This window comes from uncultured Desulfovibrio sp., from assembly GCF_944324935.1.
Lineage (GTDB): Bacteria > Desulfobacterota > Desulfovibrionia > Desulfovibrionales > Desulfovibrionaceae > Desulfovibrio.
In genome coordinates, this window is the sequence record NZ_CALUYG010000050.1 from 1 (window position 1) to 19,285 (window position 19,285).

Here is a 19,285-nt window from a genome sequence, read left to right on the forward strand (position 1 = left end):
CTCTGCTGTCGATGCCTGTAAGGCTCCTCCGTCGCCTAACAGGCACGGCCTGCGGCCGCCTTTCGGTCGCGCTCTGCTGTCGATGCCTGTAAGGCTCCTCCGTCGCCTAACAGGCACGGCCTGCGGCCGCCTTTCGGTCGCGCTCTGCCTGCCTTCAGGGCGGGACACCTCATCCCCCGTATCTTCCCTTGATAAAAGCGCGCTGGGGAAGGGATGGGGGGCTTGGGGGGCAGGGGAACCCCTCCCGCGCCGGCGGAGGGGTTCCCCTGCCCCCCAAAAAAACAAGCACCGCATGGTGTCAACAGGCACTAAATGATGTCCGCCTCATGCCAGATGAAGGTCAGCTCGTGCTTGTTGCAGAAAAGATGCCGGAGCCTGCCGCCCGGGATGGCGGCAAAGGCCCGGCTCACCGCATGATCCGTCTCCGCCTGGAATTTCAGCGTACAGACCACATGGGCGCAGGCCCGCGCCTCTATCCACTGACGGACGATCTGGAGCAGGCGCTCCGGGTAACAGATCATGTCCGAAAACAACCAGTCCACCCGGCCCACATGACGGGGTTCCAGTCCGAAGCCGCTGCCGAGACAGTGGTTCACATTGGGCAGCCTGCCCACCTGCGGGGCCAGTTCGGCCTTGTCCAGACTGAAGACCCGCGCCCCCAGCCCGGCCAGCACCCAGGTCCAGCCGCCCGGTGAAGCGCCCAGATCCACGCAGAGTTCCCCGGGGCGCGGCCACCGTCCATCGAGGGTGAAGGCTTCCCAAAGCTTCAGGTAAGCCCGCCCCGGCGGATCCGTCCTGTTTTCCGCAAAATGGGCTTCCCCGTCGGCAAAGGGCGACGTGGTGACGGGCGAGGCCAGCAACAGATCGTGCTCCCAGAGGGTGAAGGCCCCCAGCGGGGCCGTGGGGGCCGGCTCTCCGAACGACAGGGGACGAGCCCCCACATGCGGCAAGGCCGCCTCCATGAGGGTTTGCCGCCGCTGATGGCCGCTGTCGGGCAGGGCATGGCCGCGCCAGTTGCGTTGCAGGGCCGTCAGCGCCCGTACCGCCTGCCCGATGGAAACGGCTTCCAGCCAGCGCGGCGCTGTCCAGACATTCTGGGCCCAGGCGGCCGGCTCCGTGCCTGCGGCGAGCACAAGGCGACCGCGCACGGTGATGACGCGGGGCCCCAGCTCTTCCAGCAGGGGCTCCATATAGCCGTGCGGCGCAAGCTGCACGCTGAAATCGTCCCGCGGCAGCGCCGCGCGCGGCAAAAGGGGCCAGCGTTGCGCCAGCCTGCGCCGCTCGTCGGCCTGGGCGGCGGCGCGCCGTTCCCGCCGTTGCTTGCGCCATTCCGGCTGCGCTGACGGCACTTGTGCGGGGGCGGCGCTCTCCGGGCGGGCCCGGGCGGGGGCGGCGGACGGGTCATGCGGACGGAGGCGGGACGAACGGGCGGCAGGAGGCAGACGACGATGTTGCATCCCGTCACACTAGCGCAAAGCGGGGCACGGGCCAAGTCCGCAGGCGAAGGCCGGCCTTGCCGCCGGCCCCCACTCCACGAAAAAAGGCCGCCCGATACCCTCGGACGGCCTGCCGGCGCTGGTCGCGGACCTGCCCGCTGCCGGCGTCATGCTACATGAAGAGGATGAGGGCGATGAACTCCAGATCTTCCGTACCCGAATTGAGGAGCCCGTGCGTCTCGCCGTCCGGGCAGACGGTCACGTCGCCGGCGACGACACGGCATTCCGTCCCGTTGTCGTCATAGGTCCCCTCGCCCTTCAGGATATAATAGACCTCGAACTCCCCGTGATGGGCATGCTTGCCCACGGCACAGCCGGGCGCCAGCCGCACATGATTGAAAAGCCGCCCCTTGCCGGCGAATTCCCCGTCATTGAGGATCTGCAGGGCCTGCCCCAGGCCGGGACCGCCGAACATGCTGCGCTCCAGCGTCACGGCATCCTGTTTGCGACGAACCATAGTCTACCTCCTTGCGGCCTTGCCGCGTTTGCTGAGGGAATGAAGCGGACACCAGCGCCGCGCACGATGTCGCGGCGCGTTTGGCATCACGAAAGTTCTCCTTGAGGGATCAGGCCTCCTTGCTCGCGGGCGCCGTCATGCCCCGCCGGCGGGCCGTCCCGGGCCGGGGCCGGCGCAGCGCCGGAGGACGGGGATTCTGCCGGGGCGGCAGGTCGCGGGGCGTCAGGGCACGCGGCGGCAGCTGCTTCACATGGACATCCAGCTGCGGGAAGGCCACCTCGATATTATGGGCGCGGAATTCGCGCTCCATGCTCAGCCGGATGTCGGACGAGGTGGTGACGCCCACGTCATAATCCTGCACCCAGAAGCGCAGGGCGAAATTCAGCGTGCTGTCGCCAAAGGCCGTGAAAAGCACCACCGGTTCGGGATACTTGAGTATGCTGGGGTGGCTCTTGGCAATGTCGTGCATGATGCGCATGACGAGCTCGGTGCTTGTGCCGTAGGCCACCCCCACATCGACCTGGAGGCGGACGGAACGGCTGTTGCGCGTCCAGTTGATAAGGCGGCTTGAGACGAATTCCGCATTGGGGACATAGATGATGGCGTTATCGTAGGTCTCAACGATGGTGGCGCGCACGCTGATCTTGCGGACGCGGCCCGTGGTGTTGCCCACTTCCACCACGTCCCCCACCTGCATGGTGCGGCTGAAAATGAGGATGAGCCCGGAAAGAAAGTTGTTGATGATGGTTTGCATGCCGAAACCGATACCGACGGAAAGACCGCCGGCGACCATGGCCAGATTGCTCAGCTCCATACCCAGGGCCCGGAGCATGAACAGGCCGAAAAAGGCCCAGAGCGTATAGGTGACGCCCGTTTGGAGCGGCTGAATGAGCGTGGCGTCGATGGTCATGCCCTTCTCGGGCAGATGGCCGAGGAAACGGCAGGCCATGCGCACGGCCGTACGGGTGATGAAGAACATGCTGAAGATCAGCAGCACCTGCACCACATTGAAGCGGGTGCTGCCCACGTCCACCCCCTGCAGCACATAGTCCCGCAGGATGTAGAAGCCACCCGGCAGGGTGATGACCCACAGGCCGATGCTGCACGCCGCCAGCACCAGCATGAGCGGCGCGGCCAGCGCCAGCAGCACGCTGGTCAGGGCCGCCGTGCCTCCCTCCTTGTTGAGCTGCACATTGATCTTGTTGATCAGGGACATGCTGCCCATGCCCAGCTGGATGGCCAGCGAGACCGAGGCATAGAGCAGATAGAGCGCCATGCTGTAGACATGCAGGCCCAGCAGGGCGAGTACCAGCACGATCCAGAGCACCACCGGCAGCCCGGAGCAGACGGAGGACTCCAGCTGCATGGGACCGAAATCCGTGTCGAAACGGCGTTTGCGCTGCACGATCATGTATACGATGATGGAGATGATCCAGGCCACCACGGCCACCGCCTGCGGCAGCGGCACATACAGCAGGATATAGGCCGCAAAGGTCAGCGGTATGAGCCGCCAGAACGGCGAAGGCTCGGCCGGGACCTCGGTGTGGCGCAGCCGCCGCAAGTCCCAGGCCAGGAAGACGAGCGCCACGATGATGTTGAGGTTGCCCACGGCCAGGAACAGCCGGAACGTATCGTCCGTCGCCGACAGGGAGGCGGAGATGACGCACATGCCCAGCAGCAGCCAGGGCACGCTGACATACACGAGATGCCGCATGGTGATGTCCGTACGGCAGCTCGTGCAGCGGCGGCGCAGCAAGACGGCGATGAGCACGCTGAAGGCGATGCTCAGGAAAAGCCGCAGGGCAACGCTCTTCCATTGTTCGCTCGTGGTGGGCAGCTCCACCGGCAGGCGCAGCTTGAGCCCCTGCGTGAAGAGCTGGAGCTGTCGGCCCACCTGCACCCAGGTCTCGGGATAGAGGTAGGGGACGGTCCCGCTCAAATAGTAGTTTTTCCACAGACCGGGCAGCAGAGTGTTGATGTCCTTCTGGGCGGCCTCAAGATCCCGCAGCAGGCTCTGTGCCGGCGCAAGCGCCGTATCATAGCGCTTGAGCAGATTCTCCAGACGGCTGCGCGCCTGCCGGATGTCCCGCGCATATCCCTTGATCTCCGCTCCGGCATTCTGGGTGTCGTCCGGCAGGGAGGCCGACAGGGTGCGTATGCGCTCCAGCATGGTCTGTACCTGAACCCTGTCCTGCATGGGGCCTTCCAGCAGCGACTGCACATGCCGGTACGTCAGGCCGAGACGGCGGTCCACGGCTTCCAGAGCGTTGGGCCATTTTTTGAAGGTATTGGCCAGCACCAGCAGACGGCGGGCCTCGTTCTCCTCGCTGACCGACAGACTGGCGATACGCCCCGAGAACTGGGAATCCTTCTGGCGGACTTCACTGATGACCCGTTGCAGATAGTCCCGCTGGCCTTCCCAGATGTCTCCCCACGGGTCGGGTGCGGGTTTTTCCGGCTCCTTCTTTTCCGCATCGGCCGCGCCGCCCTTGTCGGGATCGGCATCCGCGGCCTTTTTTTCCGCGGCGGACGGGGCATCCGCCGCCCAGCCCGGGGCAACAGGCTGAAAACACAGGGTCAAGGCGCTGACCACAAGCAGGATCAGGCACATGTGCAGATAACGGGGCATTCCTTCCTCCGCTCGGCTAAGAAAAAAGGGCTGGCCCGAAGACGGGCGTCTGCGTCAAAAACAGGAGGACACTACCCCAAGACCCCGCCCTTGAAAAGGGCGGCCGGCCCCGGTGGGCCGCCGGGCGGCGAAGGCTTTACATACCGGACGGCAGGCGGCATAGTGAGGGCCATGCACAGTGCAGCTTCCTCCCCCGTCCGTCCTGTCATGGCCGGCCCCGTCGATCCCTCCGGGGATGGCTCACGCCCCGCGGTGGCCCTGGCCCGCTGCCCGGACAGTCAGACGGTGCGGGAAGTGCTGCCCCACCTGCTGGACGTCTGCGCGGCGGGATCCCCCCTGCGCAAGCTCCACGGCAAGCATGTGCTGCTCAAACCTAATCTGGTGACCGCCCGGCCGCTGGCCTGCACCAGTCCGGCCGTGATGGAGGCGGCCTGCCGCTGGCTGCTGGATCAGGGCGCGCGCGTGCGCGTGGCAGATTCGCCCGGCTTCGGCACGGCCTCGGCCGTAGCCCGCAAAACAGGACTGACCGACGCCCTTGCCCCGCTGGGCGTTCGTGTGGAAGCGCTGGATGCCCCGCAACGTCTCGCGCTGGACGGCGGCGTCAGCTTCCCTGTCAGCCGCCTTGCGCTGGAAAGCGACCTCATCGTCTCAGCGGCCCGCGTCAAGGCGCATTCCCAGATGCGCCTGACCCTGAGCGTCAAGAATCTTTTCGGCTGCGTCTGCGGCCTGCGTAAAGCCGTCATCCACACCCGGCAGGGGCAGGAGCCCGACATCTTCGCCGACTGCCTGGCGGCGCTGGCGGCGGCGCTGCCACCGACCGCGGGGCTGCTGGACGGCATCGTGGCCATGCACGAGACCGGCCCTTCCAATGGTTCTCCCTATCCGCTCGGCCTGCTGGGGGCATCCTCATCCTGCGTAGCGCTGGATGAAGCCTTTTGCGCCCTGCTGGGCTGCACCGTGGAAGACGTGCCGCTGGCGGCGGCGCTGGTGCGCCGAGGCCATGCCGACTGCCTTGCCAACGGCTGCCGGCCGCGCTATCCCCTCCTGCAGCCCGCGGACTGCGCCGTGACGGATTTTCGCGTGCCCGTCCATCTGCTGCACACCTCTTTCCGTCCCTGGCGTCTGCTGAAAAGCTGTCTGCACCGCTTCTGGCTTTCCTTCAAATCCTAGGAGGCTTCATGCCCGTCATCCTGCCCAACGAAACCGACATCTATGCCCTGACCGATTCCCGCCTTTCCCTCGGACGGCCGCTGGAGACCGTGGTCTCCGCCCTGCTGGCCGCCGGCGTACGCATCATCCAGTACCGGGAAAAAAAGCTGAAAGGCGGCGAGATGCTGGAACAGTGCCGCCTCATGCGCCGCCTTACCCGCGAGGCGGGAGCCTGCTTCATCGTGGACGACCACATCGACCTCGCCATGCTGGCTGAAGCCGACGGCGTGCATATCGGCCAGGAGGACATCCCCCTGCCGGACGTACGGGCACTGGTGGGGAGCAAGATGTGTATCGGTCTTTCCACCCATTGCCCGGATCAGGCCCGCGAGGCCGTCCGGCTCGGGGCGGACTATCTGGGCGTCGGGCCCATCTTCGCCACCCAGACCAAGGAAGACGTCACCGCTCCGGTAGGCTATGCCTACCTTGACTGGGTGGCCGCCAATATCAGCACGCCCTTTGTGGCCATCGGCGGCATCAAGGAACACAACATCGCCGAGGTGGCGGCGCATGGCGCCAGATGCTGCGCCCTTGTTTCCGAGCTGGTCAGCGCCGAGGACATCGTCGGCAAGGTGGCCGCCGTGCGCCGGGCCATGCACCGGCGGGCCTGACCTCCCCGGCATAGCCGGCAGCCCCTTTCTCCGGCAGCGGCAGGCACGACCTGTCGCTGCTTTTTTTCGACCGCCTGCCCCCTCCTGCCTCATCCCCTCCTTATCCCCTCGCTGCCCGGCCGCCGGCACACTCTCCTCTCGCCCACCGCATTCTTTTCCCCCAGCGGGGCGCTTTCCGAAGCTTTTCGTGCATCCTGGAATGTCTATGGACAATCTCAAGCATTTTTCTAGAGATAACTTGTTGATTTTTTTCTTGAAAATTCATTTTTATCAGGTAGACTGAAAGTGCTCGCCGGTGCAGGCGGGCCCTACACAACCCCCCTGCCAACACTCGGGGGACATATGTATCGCAGGTGTATCATGTACAGATGGTGGCGAACATCCTCTCTGACAGTCCTGAGTTTCTATTCGGCTTTTCTGCTTTCCGGCTGCGGCTTTTTTGGCGCGTCCACCTCGCCCAGGGACGACATCACCCCGGCGCAGGCACAGCGCGTGCTCAAGACCGCTTATTCCCAAATGGGGAAAAAATACCGCTCCGGGGGAGCGTCCCCGGCCAAGGGCTTTGACTGTTCCGGGCTCATTTACTGGGCCTACCGACAAAACGGACTGGAAATGCCGCGCATCACGGTGGATCAGGCCCGCACGGGACGCGCCGTGGCGCGCAATCAGGCCCGGCCCGGTGATATCGTGGTTTTTCGCACGGGCAACAGTCCGCGCGGACTGCATACCGGCATCTATGCCGGAGGCGACAAGTTCATCCACAGCCCGCGACGTGGCGAACGCGTCCGGGAAGAAAGCATCAAGATCGACTACTGGCGCAAGAAGCTTGTGTCCGTCCGGCGCGTCGCCCGCTGAGGAGCGCCCGCCGGCTCCGTCGTCCCGGCAGCGGTTCCGGGACGACGGCGGCGCATCGTCCGCCACATCGTTACACCGTGTGAGCGGACGGCCCGGGCGGCACTCATGTTTCCATCGCATGCAGATGGCAGGACAGCCCCCCTGCCCTGACCGACAGGAGACCCCATGACCACTTCCGTTCCACAGGACCCCACCCTGCTCAGCATCGCCGACATCGCCCGGCATTTCGACTTGCCGGAATCCACGGCGCGCTACTACTGCAAACGCTTTGCCGAACACATCCCCAGCGTGGGGGAAGGACGTCGCCGGCGCTACCGCCCCGAAACGCTGGACGTCATCTCCCTTGTGCTGGAAGAAATGCAAAAATCCCGCACCGCCGCCAGCGTGGAAGAACTGCTGGCCTCCCAGTTCCCCCGCAATGTGGACACCCGCCCCCTGAGCGTGCTTGCGCCGGCCGCTCCCGACGAGCTGTCTCTTTGCGCCGTGCCTCCGGCGGCCATTGCCGGAAGCCTGTCACAGGAAAGCCTGCCTCCCGCTGATTCGCCGGCTGTCCTGCAATTGCTGGAGCGCCAGACAACGGCACTGGAAGGCATGTTGCAGGTGATGCGCCTGCTGGTGGAGCGCATGCCTCTTCCCGCCGGGGGGGCCGATGCGCGCCCGGCCGACGCCGCGCCGGAGATCATCAAGGAGGTTCGGACCCTGCGGACCCTGCTGGAGGCCTGCGAAAAAAATCATCAATCCGATCTGGAACAGATCCGCAGATGGGTGGGCAAGCTCATCCAGCGACAGCCTTCCGCCTGATCCGCATCCGTTGCCCCAACGCCGCCCGCGAGCGCACTTTCCGGCGGGCCGCGACGGCCGGCCACCCTGCCTGACCTCGCATGCCGCAACGAGCCGGCGTCGTAGCCGCTCCGGCGTGTCCGCAAGCGCTTTCCTCCCTGAGGGCCTTCTGGCCCTGTTCGTTGTCTGTTTGGGGGAAGGAGGGCCCTCCTCGCTCTGCTGGCGTTGCCTGTAAGGCTCCTGTGTCGCCTAACGGGCAGGGCCTGCGGGCCGTTCGCTGCCTTCCCCCAAAACCCCCATCCTTTCCTCAGCGCGCTTTTTCCGGGGAAGGATAAGGGACAGGGAAACTCCGCCCCAAAGGTAGGCGGAGCGTGCTTGGTGTGTTCATTTTATCTGTTGAAATTTTTTGTAAAAATTGTGTTGGATTGCCCTCGCAATGCAACACGGGACGCCCCTTGCCCGGCCGACGTGCATACCGCACGAGGACCTTGCATACGCCGACGGGTCGCCGCACCCCAACATACGCAGACCCACCGCCCGATGGCCGACGACCAGGCATACCACCTGGCAGGCCAGGCCGGCCACCGTGGCAGCCCCTCCGCAGGCTGGATGCGGAGCCCCTTTCAGAAAAGCCGCCTTGCCTGCGGCTGCCGCCCTCCCCTCTCCCTTGTGCACGACGCCGGACGACGACACCGCAGCCCGTCCCCGGAAGGGATGACGACCGTGGACCCTCCGCCCGGCAATCCACAAAAAAAGCCTCTGTCCCCGAAGGGAAACAGAGGCCTGACACTCTTGGGGGGCGCGACGGCTACTTGCTGTTGGAAAGCGCCATTTCAATGGCTGACTTGAAAAGGTCCTGCGGCAATGCGCCACGCACGACCAGATTATTCACAAGGAAGTAAGGAGTTCCTTCCACAGCCAGCTTTTCGGCATCTTCAAGATCGCCCTTGATGATGTCCTTGACTTTCCGGCTGTTGCGATCCCTGTCCAGACGGCGCATATCCGCGCCGAGATCCTTGGCCGTACGGCGCAGGAATTCTTCTCCCTCGCTGATGACCTTGTCCCGATTGGCAAAGAGCGCGTTATGGAACTTCCAGGCCTTGGCCTGATCCTGCTGGGCAAGGGCCACGAAATAGGTGACCGCCAGCGCGCTGGGCCCATCGGCATCCTGCGGCAGGCTCTTGAAGACGAGGCAAACCTTGTTGCCGTATTCATCCATCAGCTTTTCCAGCGTGCGAGATGCCTGCTGGCAAAAATGGCATGTAAAATCGGAAAAGGCCACGATGCGAACGGGAGCCTTGGCGGAGCCGAGCAACGGGCGATCATCCGTGGCGATGTCCTTGGGCTTTTTCAGATCATTTTTCCACTGCTCGCGCAAGGCGTTCTTGCGACGCAGATTGGAGCCCTGCTGTGCAATATCCAGTACGGTCTCACTGTTGTCGCGCAGCACATCCAGCACGAGCTCAGGGTTCTCCCGGAGGATCGTTTGCAGCGTTTCCCGCAAATTATCATCCGTCACCGGCGTTGCCGCACGGGCGGGCGAGACGGTTCCCAGCATGGCGAGAGCCGTACAGGCCAAGAGCATTTTTTTATACGAGAACATGTCACCTTCCTTTTTTCCAGTACTTTTTCCTGACCTTGGCAAGAATGTCAATGCTCTGCCAAGTGAAAAGATTTTTATGTAATTTCTCCACCATATCCTTGCGCTTTTTGCTTGCTTTGCCTATTTTGAAAAACGCGTTTCACATGAAACGCACATTGCCAGCTTGGCGCGTTTCATGTGAAACACGAGATTTCGGAGGATTTGCGATGAGCAGAATAATTGCGATCGCCAACCAGAAAGGTGGCGTCGGCAAAACGACCACCGCCATCAATCTGGCAGCGGCACTGGCCGTCATGGAGAAAAAAGTGCTGCTGGTGGACTGTGACCCCCAGGCGAACTCCACCAGCGGTTGCGGCATCGAACAGGAATCACTGGAGGCCGACCTCTACTCCACTTTCTATACGCCGGAGAACACGTCCCAAAGCATCACCAAGACCCGAACCCCCTTTCTGGACATCCTGCCTGCCAGCACCAATCTGGTGGCTGTCGAACTGGAGCTGGTCGATCGCATGGCCAGAGAATATTATCTGGATGACTGCATCAAGACCGTGTCCGGCGCGTATGAATATGTCATACTTGACTGTCCCCCATCCCTTGGCCTGCTGACGCTCAACGCCCTCTGCGCGGCAAGGGAACTCCTTGTCCCCCTGCAATGCGAATTTTTTGCGCTGGAAGGCATCGTCAAACTCCTGCAAACCTATGAACAAGTAAAAAAACGCCTCAACCCGGAATTGCAGCTCCTGGGGGTCGTGCTCACCATGTATGACGCGCGCAACAGATTGACCCGGGACGTCACGGATGAGGTACACCGCTGCTTTCCCGAACATCTCTTTGAAACGGTCATTCCTCGCAATGTCCGCTTGTCCGAGGCGCCGAGCCACGGAAAATCCATTATCCATTACGACGTCAAATCCAAGGGTGCGGAAGCCTATCTCGGGCTGGCCAAGGAGGTTGTCCTACGCAACCCCGGCAAAAAGAATCCGCAGTAAATTCGTTCGACGCCGGTTACACGAGGACAACTATGAGCCTGAACAAAGGACTTGGCAAAGGCCTGGGGGCCCTTTTCTCCGGTGCCCCGGCCGGGCGGCCCGGCAACAGCGGTACGGAAGAAGCGCCGCGCACCCTTCCCCTTGCGGACATCACTCCCAATGCGGAGCAGCCCCGCAAAAACTTCAATGAGGAAAGCCTCCGGGAGCTGGCCGAATCCATCCGCAGACAGGGCATCCTCCAGCCTTTGCTGGTCCGCCCTCTGGGTGACGGCTACCAGCTCGTGGCCGGCGAACGGCGCTGGCGGGCGGCCAAACTGGCCGGCTTGGGCAAGGTCCCCGTCATCATCCGTGTCATGGACGACAAGGACGTCATGGCGGCGGCCCTTATCGAAAACCTCCAGCGGGAAGACCTCAACCCTGTTGAAGAGGCGAGGGCGCTGGCCAAACTTCAGGAAACGCTGGACCTCACCCAGGATGCGCTGGCAAGTCGGCTGGGCAAAAGCCGTCCCGCCATTGCCAATGCGCTGCGCCTGTTGCGCCTGAGCCCTGCCGCCCAGGATGATGTGGAGCAGGGTCGCATGAGCGCCGGCCATGCCCGTTGCCTGCTCACCCTCGAAACGGAGGACCCCGCCGCGGCCGAAGAATTGCGGCAGCGCATCCTTGCCGCAAGCCTCACCGTGCGCCAGACGGAAGACGCCGCGGCCCACTGGCGGGAACATCGGCAATTTTCCTGGAAAGAACAGGATGCCGTCGCAGCGACGGACAAAAAAGCCGCACCGGACCCCCTGAGCGGCAAACGTCGCAAGGATCCCCTGCTCTCTTCCCTTCAGGACTATTTGTGCCGGGAGCTTCCCTGCAAGGCCCGTCTCAGCGGCAACGCGCAAAGCGGCCGTCTCACGCTGACCTATTCCAGCCCGGAAGAGCTGCGTCAGCTTTTGCAGCGCATGAGCTGCACATGGGAGGCTGTACCCGCCGCCAGCGAGCAGGATGAAACGCCGGATACGGCCTCCGCCACTCCCGCAGTCTCTCCCGCAGTCTCTCCCACGGGCGATGCCGCTGCCGGGGCCTCGCTGCCCGAAACGGAAACGCTTTAAGCCACTCCAACCTCTTTCCCCGGCCGCTGTCGTTCGTCACCGCGAGTAGCGGCGGCCGGACTGAGCCTTTTGCCGGACCGATCCCGTGCGCTACCTTCCGCCCCGCCTGCCCTCACCGGCAGGCGGGGCGTTTTTCCCTTTCTCCGGCACACGCGTCCTTCAGCCCGCCTTGCCGCCGGCAGGATGTCCGTACACAGCCTTCGGACGCGTCGGCATTTGATGCTTTACCCGCGGGGGAGTGCCATGCCTCTGAGACAATCAGGCAAAAAATTGCAACGATCAGCGCTGGCAGGCATGCGTCCGTGGCGCTATGGACAAGGAAGAACATCCGCAGCAGGAGGGATCACCATGAATACGCTTTCCGCAGCCCGCTTTGATCGTCGCCGCTTCCTTGCCGGAGGACTGGCCCTCGGCGCCGCCCTGCTCCTTTCGCCCGGCACGGCGCAGGCGCTGCCCCGTGCTGATGACGTGGCACAGGGCTCGTCGGACGACTCCCGCAAACTCGGAGGATTGTCCGTCTCCTCGCTGGGGCTCGGCTGTCTGCCTATGGTGGGATATTATGGCGGCGTCTATGACAAAAAGGATATGATAGCCCTTATCCGCCATGCGTTCGACAAGGGGATCACGTTTTTTGATACGGCGGAAGTCTACGGCCCGTACATCAGTGAGCAATGGGTGGGAGAAGCGCTTGCGCCGGTGCGGGATCAGGTGGTCATTGCCACAAAATTCGGCTTCGGCGTCGAGGAAGGACAGCCCACGGCCCTGAACAGCCGACCGGAGCATATCCGCCGCGCGGTGGAAGGATCTCTGCGCCGGCTGCGTACCGACCGCATTGATCTCCTTTATCAGCATCGCGTCGATCCCGCTGTCCCCGTGGAAGAAGTGGCCGGAACAGTAAAGGACCTTATCCAGGAAGGGAAAGTCCTGCATTTCGGCATGTCCGAGGCCAGCGCCGCCTCCATCCGCCGGGCTCATGCCGTGCAGCCGCTCAGTGCCGTACAAAGCGAATATTCCCTGCTCTGGCGCGAACCGGAAACCAAGGTCTTCGCCACCTTGCGCGAACTTGGCATAGGGCTTGTCCCCTACTGTCCCCTGGGACGCGGCTTTCTGACCGGAGCCATCACCGAAAACAGCCGCTTCCCCACCGGCCGCCTCGCCACCCTCCCCCAGTTCACGCCCGAAGCCCTGAAGCACAATATGCCCCTGCCCCATCTGATCCGCCGCTGGGCGGAACGCAAGGGCTGCACCATGTCGCAATTCTCTCTTGCCTGGCTGCTGGCCCAGGCCCCGTGGGTCGCCCCCATACCGGGAACGACCAATCCGGCGCATCTCGACGAACTTGTCGGGGCTGTGCGGGTCAGCCTGTCCGCCGACGAACTCAGGGCCTTTGCGGACGAACATGCACAGATTCACCTGATGGGACATCGTGCGGACGCTTTCACAGAAAGCCAGATCGACAAATAATCATGCCCCGCGCACATGACAGCCGCCAGGCATGTTTGTCGCTCCCCGCGACTCAGGGCGGGATCGACCGCTTACCGGTTCGTCCTGCCCTGTACACTCCATCGTCGATGCGGGCACGTTCCCCGCACCGGCAGGGCGCTCCATTTGCCGGAGCGGAAGCGGCAGCGCTCCCTTCCTAGACAGCGCGTTCCCCCGGGAGGCTGCCGCCACGGATACTTCCCAGGATATGCCGCATGCGTTGGGAAAAGCGCCGTGCCGTCTCCTTCCTGGCTCACGCGCGCCGGCAAAAGACGGATGTCGTTGGGGAAGGCTGACGTGGACGCCTTTTCTCGCGTTGCAGTGAACAGGCTGGCCCCTCCCGCGCCGGCAGGGCCCCGGCAGGCAGACCGGTAAGCCGTCCCTGTCAGGCGACGCAGAAAGTTGGAAGGATTGGCGGCAAGCCGAAGGCCTGCCCTCCCCCACTGTCTTGCGCCTTGTATCGATACGCGCTACGCCACGCGCCGCAGCCGCGCGCCGAACATGCCTTCCAGCCAGGGATGATTCCACGGCGTCTTCCAGACGCGGCAGCATTCCAGGCGCATGTCCGGCAGCCGCAACAGCCTTTCCAGCTGTTCCTCATTTTCCTCGTGGCGCAGCGTGCAGGTCAGATAGGCCAGCTCGCCCCCTACGGCAAGACAGGCGGCAAGCGCCTCGGCAATGTCGCGCTGTACATCCGCAAGCCGGCGCATCTCCGCCAGCGGACGGCGTCGGATATCCGGCCGGCGGGCAAGCACGCCGAGTCCGCTGCACGGCACATCGGCAATGATCCCCCCGCTCCAGCTCCCCGGGCGGATCACGGGCTGGCGGGCATCGGCCAGCGCCAGCCCCGGGCAGGCCAGCCCCAGCCGCCGGCACTCCCGGGCGATGCGTTCCAGACGCCGGCGGGAGGTATCCGTACAGAGCAAAAGCCGTGCGCCCTGCTCCGCCAGAGCCAGCCCCTTGCCGCCCTGACCGGCGCAGGCGTCCCAGACAGGACGGCCATCCCGCCCCCAGTCCCGCAGGCCGAGTTCTTCCAAAATCGCTTGCGAACCGGCTGCCTGTGCGGAAAGCACGCCCTCGCTTTCCCAGTCACGCAGGGCGCGGCCAAGCAGACGCTCCGGCTGGTTGCCGGGCGCAAAGGCCACGCCCCACTCTCCCACACGGCACACGGGCGCATGCGCCGCCCCACCCGCCGTATCGTCCGCCGGGACAGTGTTCGACGGCGGCAGGGACAGAGCAGCCGCCAGCACCTCCCCGCCCTGCGCCGAGGCCGCATTGATGCGCCAGCCATGCCACGGGCGTTGCGCCGATCGACGAAAAAGCGCCTCCACCCTCTCCGGCTCGCCGTTCTCCTCCGCAGACAAACTGACGGCGAGGGCCGGCGGCAGTCCGTAGTAACGGGCCGCCACGGCCAGATGTGCCGGTTCATCCACCGACGGGCCACTTTCCTCTTCCGGGCCGCCAAAAAAATCGGCTGGCTCCTTGCCCGCATAGAAAGCACGGGAACGCGGCGCGTCGCCAAGGCGCTGCACGCTCCGCAAAATGCCGTTGACCAGACCGCCCATCCGCTGACCGTACAGCCTGGCCGCCAGATCCACCGCGGTATGGAGAACGGCGTGCGCCGGGACACGCTCCAGAAAAAGCAGCGCATACGCGGCGACCTGAAGGATGCGCCGCAACGGCAACGGCAACTTGCGCGGCGCAGGCACGCACTTGCCCAAGATCCAGCCCAGGCGGCGCTCAAGCCGCAGCGCGCCGTAAGCCAGCTCCGTCGCCAGTGCCCTGTCGCGGGCGGCCCATGCCATATCACCGCTCGACGCGCCCTTGCCGTCTGTTCCCTTGCGGGGCGGACTCGCGGCTCCCGCCGGTTCGCCAACTTCCTGTAAAGCGGCCTGTATGGTGCAGCCCGCCGCATGATGACTGTCCAGCAGGCAGAGGGCCCGTACGGCCAGCGCCTGCGGACTGCCTCCCAGACGGCGCAGCCGCGCCTTTTCTCCAAATCCGCCGGACGCCCGCCCGGCTGCCTCACTGGACATGCTACATGCTCCTTATGCGCTAAGTCCGGCGGCATCTCCGCCGCCGGTGGCGACAGCGCTGCCGGCGGCCTTACGCGCGCGCCGGGCCGCCCACGCCCCCGGTCGAAGGGGGCCGTAATTCCTTACGGATGATGTGCGGCTGTGCGGCCGGCACATCCAGAAAGAGACGAATGGCTTCCTCCAGCCTGTCCAGAGGGACCAGCGTGTCGAGACAGGGGCCGTTGGGCCGTTCATTGAGGATGCCGAACACCGGCAGAGGATAACTGTCCTGGATGCCGGAGGTCAGATCCCGTTCACAGGCTACGGCTATGATGCAGCGCGGCTTTCGCTGTACCACGATGCGCCGGGCGATGGTGCCGCCGGTGGCGATGGCCAGATGGACGCCGTAGGCATCGCGCAGGTCCAGCAGCCCCCCTACCGGGCAAAGGCCGCAACGCCGGCAAAGATCCACCTTGTAGCTCAAGCGGTGCGGGCAGGCGCTGCGCTGCACGCAATGCGGCATCAGGAGAAGAAGCTCTTCAGGGCGCACGCGCTTCCTGTCAGCCAGCACGAGCTCATTATTAACCTTGATGAAGGAACGGCGCAGCAGCGCCTTGTCCACACCGACCAGCCGCGCCAGCACCTCCATAAGCGGAAAGACCAGACGTATCACCACCTGACGTACCGGACGAATGCCCGGAAAGCAGCGCCCGGTATGGATATGCACCACCAGCGTCAGGCACAGCCAGCAGACGGCAATGATAAGCAGGACGCCCAACCCGCGGTTGAAGGCCGGCAGCCAGCTGACCACAGCGCCCAGATCGAGCCAGGGCAGGATGAAAAGAAGGATGATGACCAGGCAGAGCAACAGGCAGGACGCCAGCATCATGCCGATGAAAATCCGCTTGTGCGCCCCGCCGTACTCGTCCGCGGGCAGGGAATGGGAAGATTTGGTCAAAAAGGACATATCGCCCTCGTGGTGGAAAAGATGCCGCAACTCCTGCCGGAACGCGCACAGCACGCGGCTTGGCAGGCCGGCATTTTGCGAACCATTTTTCAGGAATATTTCTCAATTATTGCCGGATGGCCAAATTTGGCGCTGAGCGGCCTTCTCAGGCAAAAAGAGTCTTTTCCTGGATCACAGGTCAAAAACATAAAAAAAGACGTCCGAATCGTGTGCGGTTCGGACGTCAAATGATCATGCCTCAGGCCGGGACGCCGTGCCGCTGATCCCTAGCGGCATTTTTTGTAACAAACCATTGCAGAGTGCCGGCGCGTCCATTTCCTTTTTTGCGGGAGGCCGCACGCGCCCCAGCCGATACCAGCCGTCGGCGCAGGCCACGGAAAGTCCCGCCTTGTCACGCCGCACGCTGCCGCAGGCGGGCCGCTCTCCCCCGGCAAAGGCTTCCGGCTGCCCGGGCCAGAGCTGCAAAAGCAGCGGTTCGGCCAGACCTTCCCCCTGCAGGAGGGTACGCGCACCGGGAAAAGGGGTCACGCCGCGTATCTGCGCATGGACAGCCGCCAGCGGACTCTCCCAGGCCACATAGCCGTCCTCCTTGTAGACCTTGGCGGCATAGCTCGCCTGGCTTTCCTCCTGCGGCACGGCCACCGCCGTTCCGGCGCACAGCTCGCCGATCACCTCACACAGCGCCTCCGCCCCCAGCGCGGCCAGGGCATCATGCAGACTGCCCGCCGTCTGTTCCGCAAGCGCAATGCGTCGTTGCGTATAAACAGGACCGGTATCCAGCCCCTTTTCCATGCGCATGATGGAAACGCCGCTCTCGGCTCCAGGCTGCCAGTTCTCCATGATGGCCCGCTGGATGGGCGCAGCCCCCCGGTAACGCGGCAAAAGCGAGGTATGCACGTTGAGCGGCCCAAGCCGGGGAATGTCCAGCACGGCTTGCGGCAGGATAAGACCGTAAGCGGCCACAGCCAGCACATCCGGCGTCAGGGCGGCCAGTTCAGCCACGCTTTCGGCATCTCGGAAGTTCTCCGGCTGCCGCACGGGCAGGCCAAGCGCCAGCGCAGCCTCCTTGACCGGACTGGGCCGCAGCTTCTGGCCACGCCCTGCCGGTCTGTCCGGCTGCGTATACACGGCTACCACCTCGCCGCCAGACCAGTCCGCCAGGCGCCGCAGCACCACGGCCGCCAGTTCCGGCGTGCCCATGAAGACTATTCGGCAGCTTTTCGCTTGAGGCATTTCTTTACCTTGGCATCATACATGCTGCGCCGCAGGCGGCTGATATGGTCGATGAACAGCAGGCCGTCAAGATGATCGCATTCGTGCTGCACGATGATGGCCGCAAAATCCGTCAGTTCCTCGTCTATCTCGTTCCCGTCCAGATCCTGCGCCTGGAGATGCACACGCTCAGAGCGCGACACATCGGCCCGATAATTGAAAGGAACGGAAAGGCAGCCTTCCTGCTTGCTGATCACCTTTTCCCCTTTCAGCGTCAGACGGGGATTGATGAGCACGCGCGGCCGGCGTTCCTCTTCCTGCGCGCCGTCATCCATCACCACCATGCGGATATTGCGCCCCACCTGCGGCGCCGCCAGCCCCACTCCCGGAGCGGCGTACATGGTTTCCAGCATATCGGCGGCAAGCTGCCGGATCTCCGGCGTTATTTCCCGTACCGGCTCGCATTTCAGCTTGAGCCGGGGATCAGGGTAGGTCACTATTTCAAGGATCATGGCGACTCGCTGTCAAGGTTTGGCCGCTGCTCTGCGCGGGGCGGCAGCGTCGTTCTTCAACATACAAAATGGCGGCAGGCCCCGCAAGTATGACCGCCCCTCTGTCCGCCACCCTCCGCCCGCCGCATCAGGACGTCCGCCGCCGCAAGCCGGCGGCCACGACCGCTCCCAAAATGAGCGCGCCACCAGCCAGCGTCCGCAGGCCCGGCGCTTCACCCAGCAGGGCCCAGCTCACCAGGATCGCATACAGCGGCTCAAGCGCGATGACGATGGCCGCCAGCCGGGCCGGTATGGTCCGCAGGCTGTTGACGAACAAGGTATACGCAAGCCCGCTGCACAGCAGACCGAGGCAGGCCAGCCACAGCCAGTCCTCCCCGCTGACGGTCGGCAGCTCCCGCGCCACCAGCGGCAGGGTCAGCGGCGCTATGACGGCATACTGCCACCAGCAGGCCTGCTCGCCGCTCATGGAGCCCACATTGCGCCGATTGCTGACCGCATTGAGCGCATAGATCGCGCCGGAAACTATCCCCCACAGCAGCCCCTCCGTGCCGCTGTCGCCGAAATCATAGCTGGGCGCCACCAGCACAAGGCCGCACGTCACGGCCAGCATCAGCCATTTTTCCGTCCGCGTGATGCGCTCATGGAAAAACAGATGTTCAAAAACGGCCACAAAGGCCGGAAAACAGGCAAAGCCCAGCGTCCCTACCGCCACGCCGCCCGTCTTGATGCCCAGAAAAAACGTGAACCAGTGCAGCGCCAGCAAGACGGCAGAAACCACCAGCCCCGCGGCCTGACGCCGGTCCACGCCCCGCCACGGCCGCACGCCTCGGCAAAGCAGCAACAGCCAGAGCAGCCCCAAGGCAAAGACCGTACGTACGAACACGATCATCTCCGCACTGCACACTGTCAGCCGCCCAAATACGCCGGAAACGCCGAATAGCAACGTCGCCAGATGCATGGACACTAGCGCCGCCCCCCGTGATGTCATGGCCCGGCCCCCCTTCTTTTTTGTTGAAACGGTGTTTTTTTTGCGAGGGGGAAAGAGAAACCGTTTTGAAAAACGGTTTCCCTCTCCCCCTCGTGCTCCCCCTCTCCTTTCCCAAAACTTTTACTCGGGTCACTCTGTACGATACCGTGACCCGGTAAGACAGCCCTACGTTGTTACGTCCCCCGACAACATGAAAAAATACGGCCCTGCAGAATAGCCTGATCTGCCGTTCTTTTCAGATCCTGGCTGGCTTGCAGTCAGCAGACACCCTGCATGTCGTGACGGCTGACGCCTGAACAAGTAAAGTTTTTAGGGTCAGGACTCATTATTTCCATACGCTTCAAAAAAGAGTAGGTATGGAGACGGAGGTTACCATGTCTACTCTT

17 protein-coding genes are annotated in these 19,285 nt (G+C 63.9%); 8 read left to right on the plus strand and 9 right to left on the minus strand.

Translation table 11 applies throughout. From position 1 onward, the window contains the following. Positions 1 to 308 precede the first annotated feature (308 nt). From Q0J54_RS10420 to Q0J54_RS10430, 3 genes are all read right to left on the minus strand, one after another. Complete coding sequence (locus Q0J54_RS10420; RefSeq protein ID WP_296305485.1) at positions 309 to 1,190, minus strand: SAM-dependent methyltransferase; 882 nt, start codon at positions 1,188 to 1,190, stop codon at positions 309 to 311. 418 nt (positions 1,191 to 1,608) lie between these two features. Next, positions 1,609 to 1,953, minus strand: a complete 345-nt coding sequence (locus Q0J54_RS10425; RefSeq protein ID WP_296305456.1) for a cupin domain-containing protein — start codon at positions 1,951 to 1,953, stop codon at positions 1,609 to 1,611. Between the two features lie 109 nt (positions 1,954 to 2,062). Continuing rightward, complete coding sequence (locus Q0J54_RS10430; protein ID WP_296305458.1) at positions 2,063 to 4,582, minus strand: mechanosensitive ion channel domain-containing protein; 2,520 nt, start codon at positions 4,580 to 4,582, stop codon at positions 2,063 to 2,065. Positions 4,583 to 4,753: 171 nt separating this feature from the next. On the opposite strand from Q0J54_RS10430, the gene Q0J54_RS10435 reads away from it, so the two are divergent. From Q0J54_RS10435 to Q0J54_RS10450, 4 genes are all read left to right on the plus strand, one after another. Beyond that, complete coding sequence (locus Q0J54_RS10435) at positions 4,754 to 5,752, plus strand: DUF362 domain-containing protein (RefSeq protein WP_296305460.1); 999 nt, start codon at positions 4,754 to 4,756, stop codon at positions 5,750 to 5,752. Between the two features lie 8 nt (positions 5,753 to 5,760). Continuing rightward, positions 5,761 to 6,402, plus strand: coding sequence for a thiamine phosphate synthase (gene thiE / locus Q0J54_RS10440; protein WP_296305462.1), 642 nt, complete (start codon positions 5,761 to 5,763; stop codon positions 6,400 to 6,402). Between the two features lie 360 nt (positions 6,403 to 6,762). Next, entirely contained in the window at positions 6,763 to 7,257 is a 495-nt protein-coding gene (locus Q0J54_RS10445) for a C40 family peptidase (protein ID WP_296305463.1), read from the plus strand. A 165-nt stretch (positions 7,258 to 7,422) separates the two neighbouring features. After that, positions 7,423 to 8,058 (plus strand): helix-turn-helix domain-containing protein, encoded by a 636-nt coding sequence (locus Q0J54_RS10450; protein ID WP_296305465.1) that lies wholly within the window; start codon positions 7,423 to 7,425, stop codon positions 8,056 to 8,058. A 787-nt stretch (positions 8,059 to 8,845) separates the two neighbouring features. Here Q0J54_RS10450 and Q0J54_RS10455 read toward each other — a convergent pair. Continuing rightward, positions 8,846 to 9,640: a thioredoxin domain-containing protein gene (locus Q0J54_RS10455; protein ID WP_296305467.1), complete on the minus strand. Its 795-nt coding sequence runs from the start codon at positions 9,638 to 9,640 to the stop codon at positions 8,846 to 8,848. Between the two features lie 206 nt (positions 9,641 to 9,846). Between Q0J54_RS10455 and Q0J54_RS10460 the strand changes: the two genes are divergently transcribed. The 3 genes from Q0J54_RS10460 to Q0J54_RS10470 all read left to right on the plus strand — a co-directional run bounded on the left by Q0J54_RS10460 (position 9,847) and on the right by Q0J54_RS10470 (position 13,187). Next, positions 9,847 to 10,629, plus strand: a complete 783-nt coding sequence (locus tag Q0J54_RS10460; RefSeq protein ID WP_296305468.1) for an AAA family ATPase — start codon at positions 9,847 to 9,849, stop codon at positions 10,627 to 10,629. A gap of 32 nt (positions 10,630 to 10,661) precedes the next feature. Further along, positions 10,662 to 11,723, plus strand: a complete 1,062-nt coding sequence (locus Q0J54_RS10465; RefSeq protein WP_296305470.1) for a ParB/RepB/Spo0J family partition protein — start codon at positions 10,662 to 10,664, stop codon at positions 11,721 to 11,723. A 348-nt stretch (positions 11,724 to 12,071) separates the two neighbouring features. Continuing rightward, entirely contained in the window at positions 12,072 to 13,187 is a 1,116-nt protein-coding gene (locus tag Q0J54_RS10470) for an aldo/keto reductase (protein WP_296305471.1), read from the plus strand. Positions 13,188 to 13,675: 488 nt separating this feature from the next. On the opposite strand, the gene Q0J54_RS10475 is transcribed toward Q0J54_RS10470, so the two are convergent. Beyond that, complete coding sequence (locus tag Q0J54_RS10475) at positions 13,676 to 15,241, minus strand: transcription antitermination factor NusB (RefSeq protein WP_296305473.1); 1,566 nt, start codon at positions 15,239 to 15,241, stop codon at positions 13,676 to 13,678. Positions 15,242 to 15,311: 70 nt separating this feature from the next. Next, positions 15,312 to 16,187, minus strand: coding sequence for a DUF116 domain-containing protein (locus Q0J54_RS10480; RefSeq protein ID WP_296305475.1), 876 nt, complete (start codon positions 16,185 to 16,187; stop codon positions 15,312 to 15,314). 21 nt (positions 16,188 to 16,208) lie between these two features. Here Q0J54_RS10480 and Q0J54_RS10485 point away from each other — a divergent pair, with 21 nt between their 5' ends. Continuing rightward, positions 16,209 to 16,418, plus strand: coding sequence for a hypothetical protein (locus Q0J54_RS10485; RefSeq protein ID WP_296305477.1), 210 nt, complete (start codon positions 16,209 to 16,211; stop codon positions 16,416 to 16,418). Here the strand turns inward: Q0J54_RS10485 and fmt are convergent, their stop codons facing one another. The 3 genes from fmt to Q0J54_RS10500 all read right to left on the minus strand — a co-directional run bounded on the left by fmt (position 16,419) and on the right by Q0J54_RS10500 (position 18,899). Continuing rightward, positions 16,419 to 17,420 (minus strand): methionyl-tRNA formyltransferase, encoded by a 1,002-nt coding sequence (gene fmt / locus Q0J54_RS10490; protein ID WP_296305479.1) that lies wholly within the window; start codon positions 17,418 to 17,420, stop codon positions 16,419 to 16,421. After that, positions 17,393 to 17,911 carry a peptide deformylase gene (gene def, locus Q0J54_RS10495; RefSeq protein ID WP_296305481.1) on the minus strand — a complete coding sequence of 173 codons (519 nt, stop codon included), beginning with the start codon at positions 17,909 to 17,911 and terminating at the stop codon, positions 17,393 to 17,395. The genes fmt and def overlap by 28 nt, the downstream gene beginning before the upstream one ends. A gap of 127 nt (positions 17,912 to 18,038) precedes the next feature. After that, positions 18,039 to 18,899: a DMT family transporter gene (locus Q0J54_RS10500; protein ID WP_296305484.1), complete on the minus strand. Its 861-nt coding sequence runs from the start codon at positions 18,897 to 18,899 to the stop codon at positions 18,039 to 18,041. Between the last annotated feature and the right edge of the window lie 386 nt (positions 18,900 to 19,285).

Bases quoted from the DNA above. Each gene is read 5' to 3' on its own strand.
- Q0J54_RS10420 (WP_296305485.1), bottom strand. From the start codon at position 1,190: ATGGAGCCCCTGCTGGAAGAGCTGGGGCCCCGCGTCATCACCGTGCGC.
- Q0J54_RS10425 (WP_296305456.1), bottom strand. From the start codon at position 1,953: ATGGTTCGTCGCAAACAGGATGCCGTGACGCTGGAGCGCAGCATGTTC.
- Q0J54_RS10430 (WP_296305458.1), bottom strand. From the start codon at position 4,582: ATGCCCCGTTATCTGCACATGTGCCTGATCCTGCTTGTGGTCAGCGCC.
- Q0J54_RS10435 (WP_296305460.1), top strand. From the start codon at position 4,754: ATGCACAGTGCAGCTTCCTCCCCCGTCCGTCCTGTCATGGCCGGCCCC.
- thiE (WP_296305462.1), top strand. From the start codon at position 5,761: ATGCCCGTCATCCTGCCCAACGAAACCGACATCTATGCCCTGACCGAT.
- Q0J54_RS10445 (WP_296305463.1), top strand. From the start codon at position 6,763: ATGTACAGATGGTGGCGAACATCCTCTCTGACAGTCCTGAGTTTCTAT.
- Q0J54_RS10450 (WP_296305465.1), top strand. From the start codon at position 7,423: ATGACCACTTCCGTTCCACAGGACCCCACCCTGCTCAGCATCGCCGAC.
- Q0J54_RS10455 (WP_296305467.1), bottom strand. From the start codon at position 9,640: ATGTTCTCGTATAAAAAAATGCTCTTGGCCTGTACGGCTCTCGCCATG.
- Q0J54_RS10460 (WP_296305468.1), top strand. From the start codon at position 9,847: ATGAGCAGAATAATTGCGATCGCCAACCAGAAAGGTGGCGTCGGCAAA.
- Q0J54_RS10465 (WP_296305470.1), top strand. From the start codon at position 10,662: ATGAGCCTGAACAAAGGACTTGGCAAAGGCCTGGGGGCCCTTTTCTCC.
- Q0J54_RS10470 (WP_296305471.1), top strand. From the start codon at position 12,072: ATGAATACGCTTTCCGCAGCCCGCTTTGATCGTCGCCGCTTCCTTGCC.
- Q0J54_RS10475 (WP_296305473.1), bottom strand. From the start codon at position 15,241: ATGTCCAGTGAGGCAGCCGGGCGGGCGTCCGGCGGATTTGGAGAAAAG.
- Q0J54_RS10480 (WP_296305475.1), bottom strand. From the start codon at position 16,187: ATGTCCTTTTTGACCAAATCTTCCCATTCCCTGCCCGCGGACGAGTAC.
- Q0J54_RS10485 (WP_296305477.1), top strand. From the start codon at position 16,209: ATGCCGCAACTCCTGCCGGAACGCGCACAGCACGCGGCTTGGCAGGCC.
- fmt (WP_296305479.1), bottom strand. From the start codon at position 17,420: ATGCCTCAAGCGAAAAGCTGCCGAATAGTCTTCATGGGCACGCCGGAA.
- def (WP_296305481.1), bottom strand. From the start codon at position 17,911: ATGATCCTTGAAATAGTGACCTACCCTGATCCCCGGCTCAAGCTGAAA.
- Q0J54_RS10500 (WP_296305484.1), bottom strand. From the start codon at position 18,899: ATGACATCACGGGGGGCGGCGCTAGTGTCCATGCATCTGGCGACGTTG.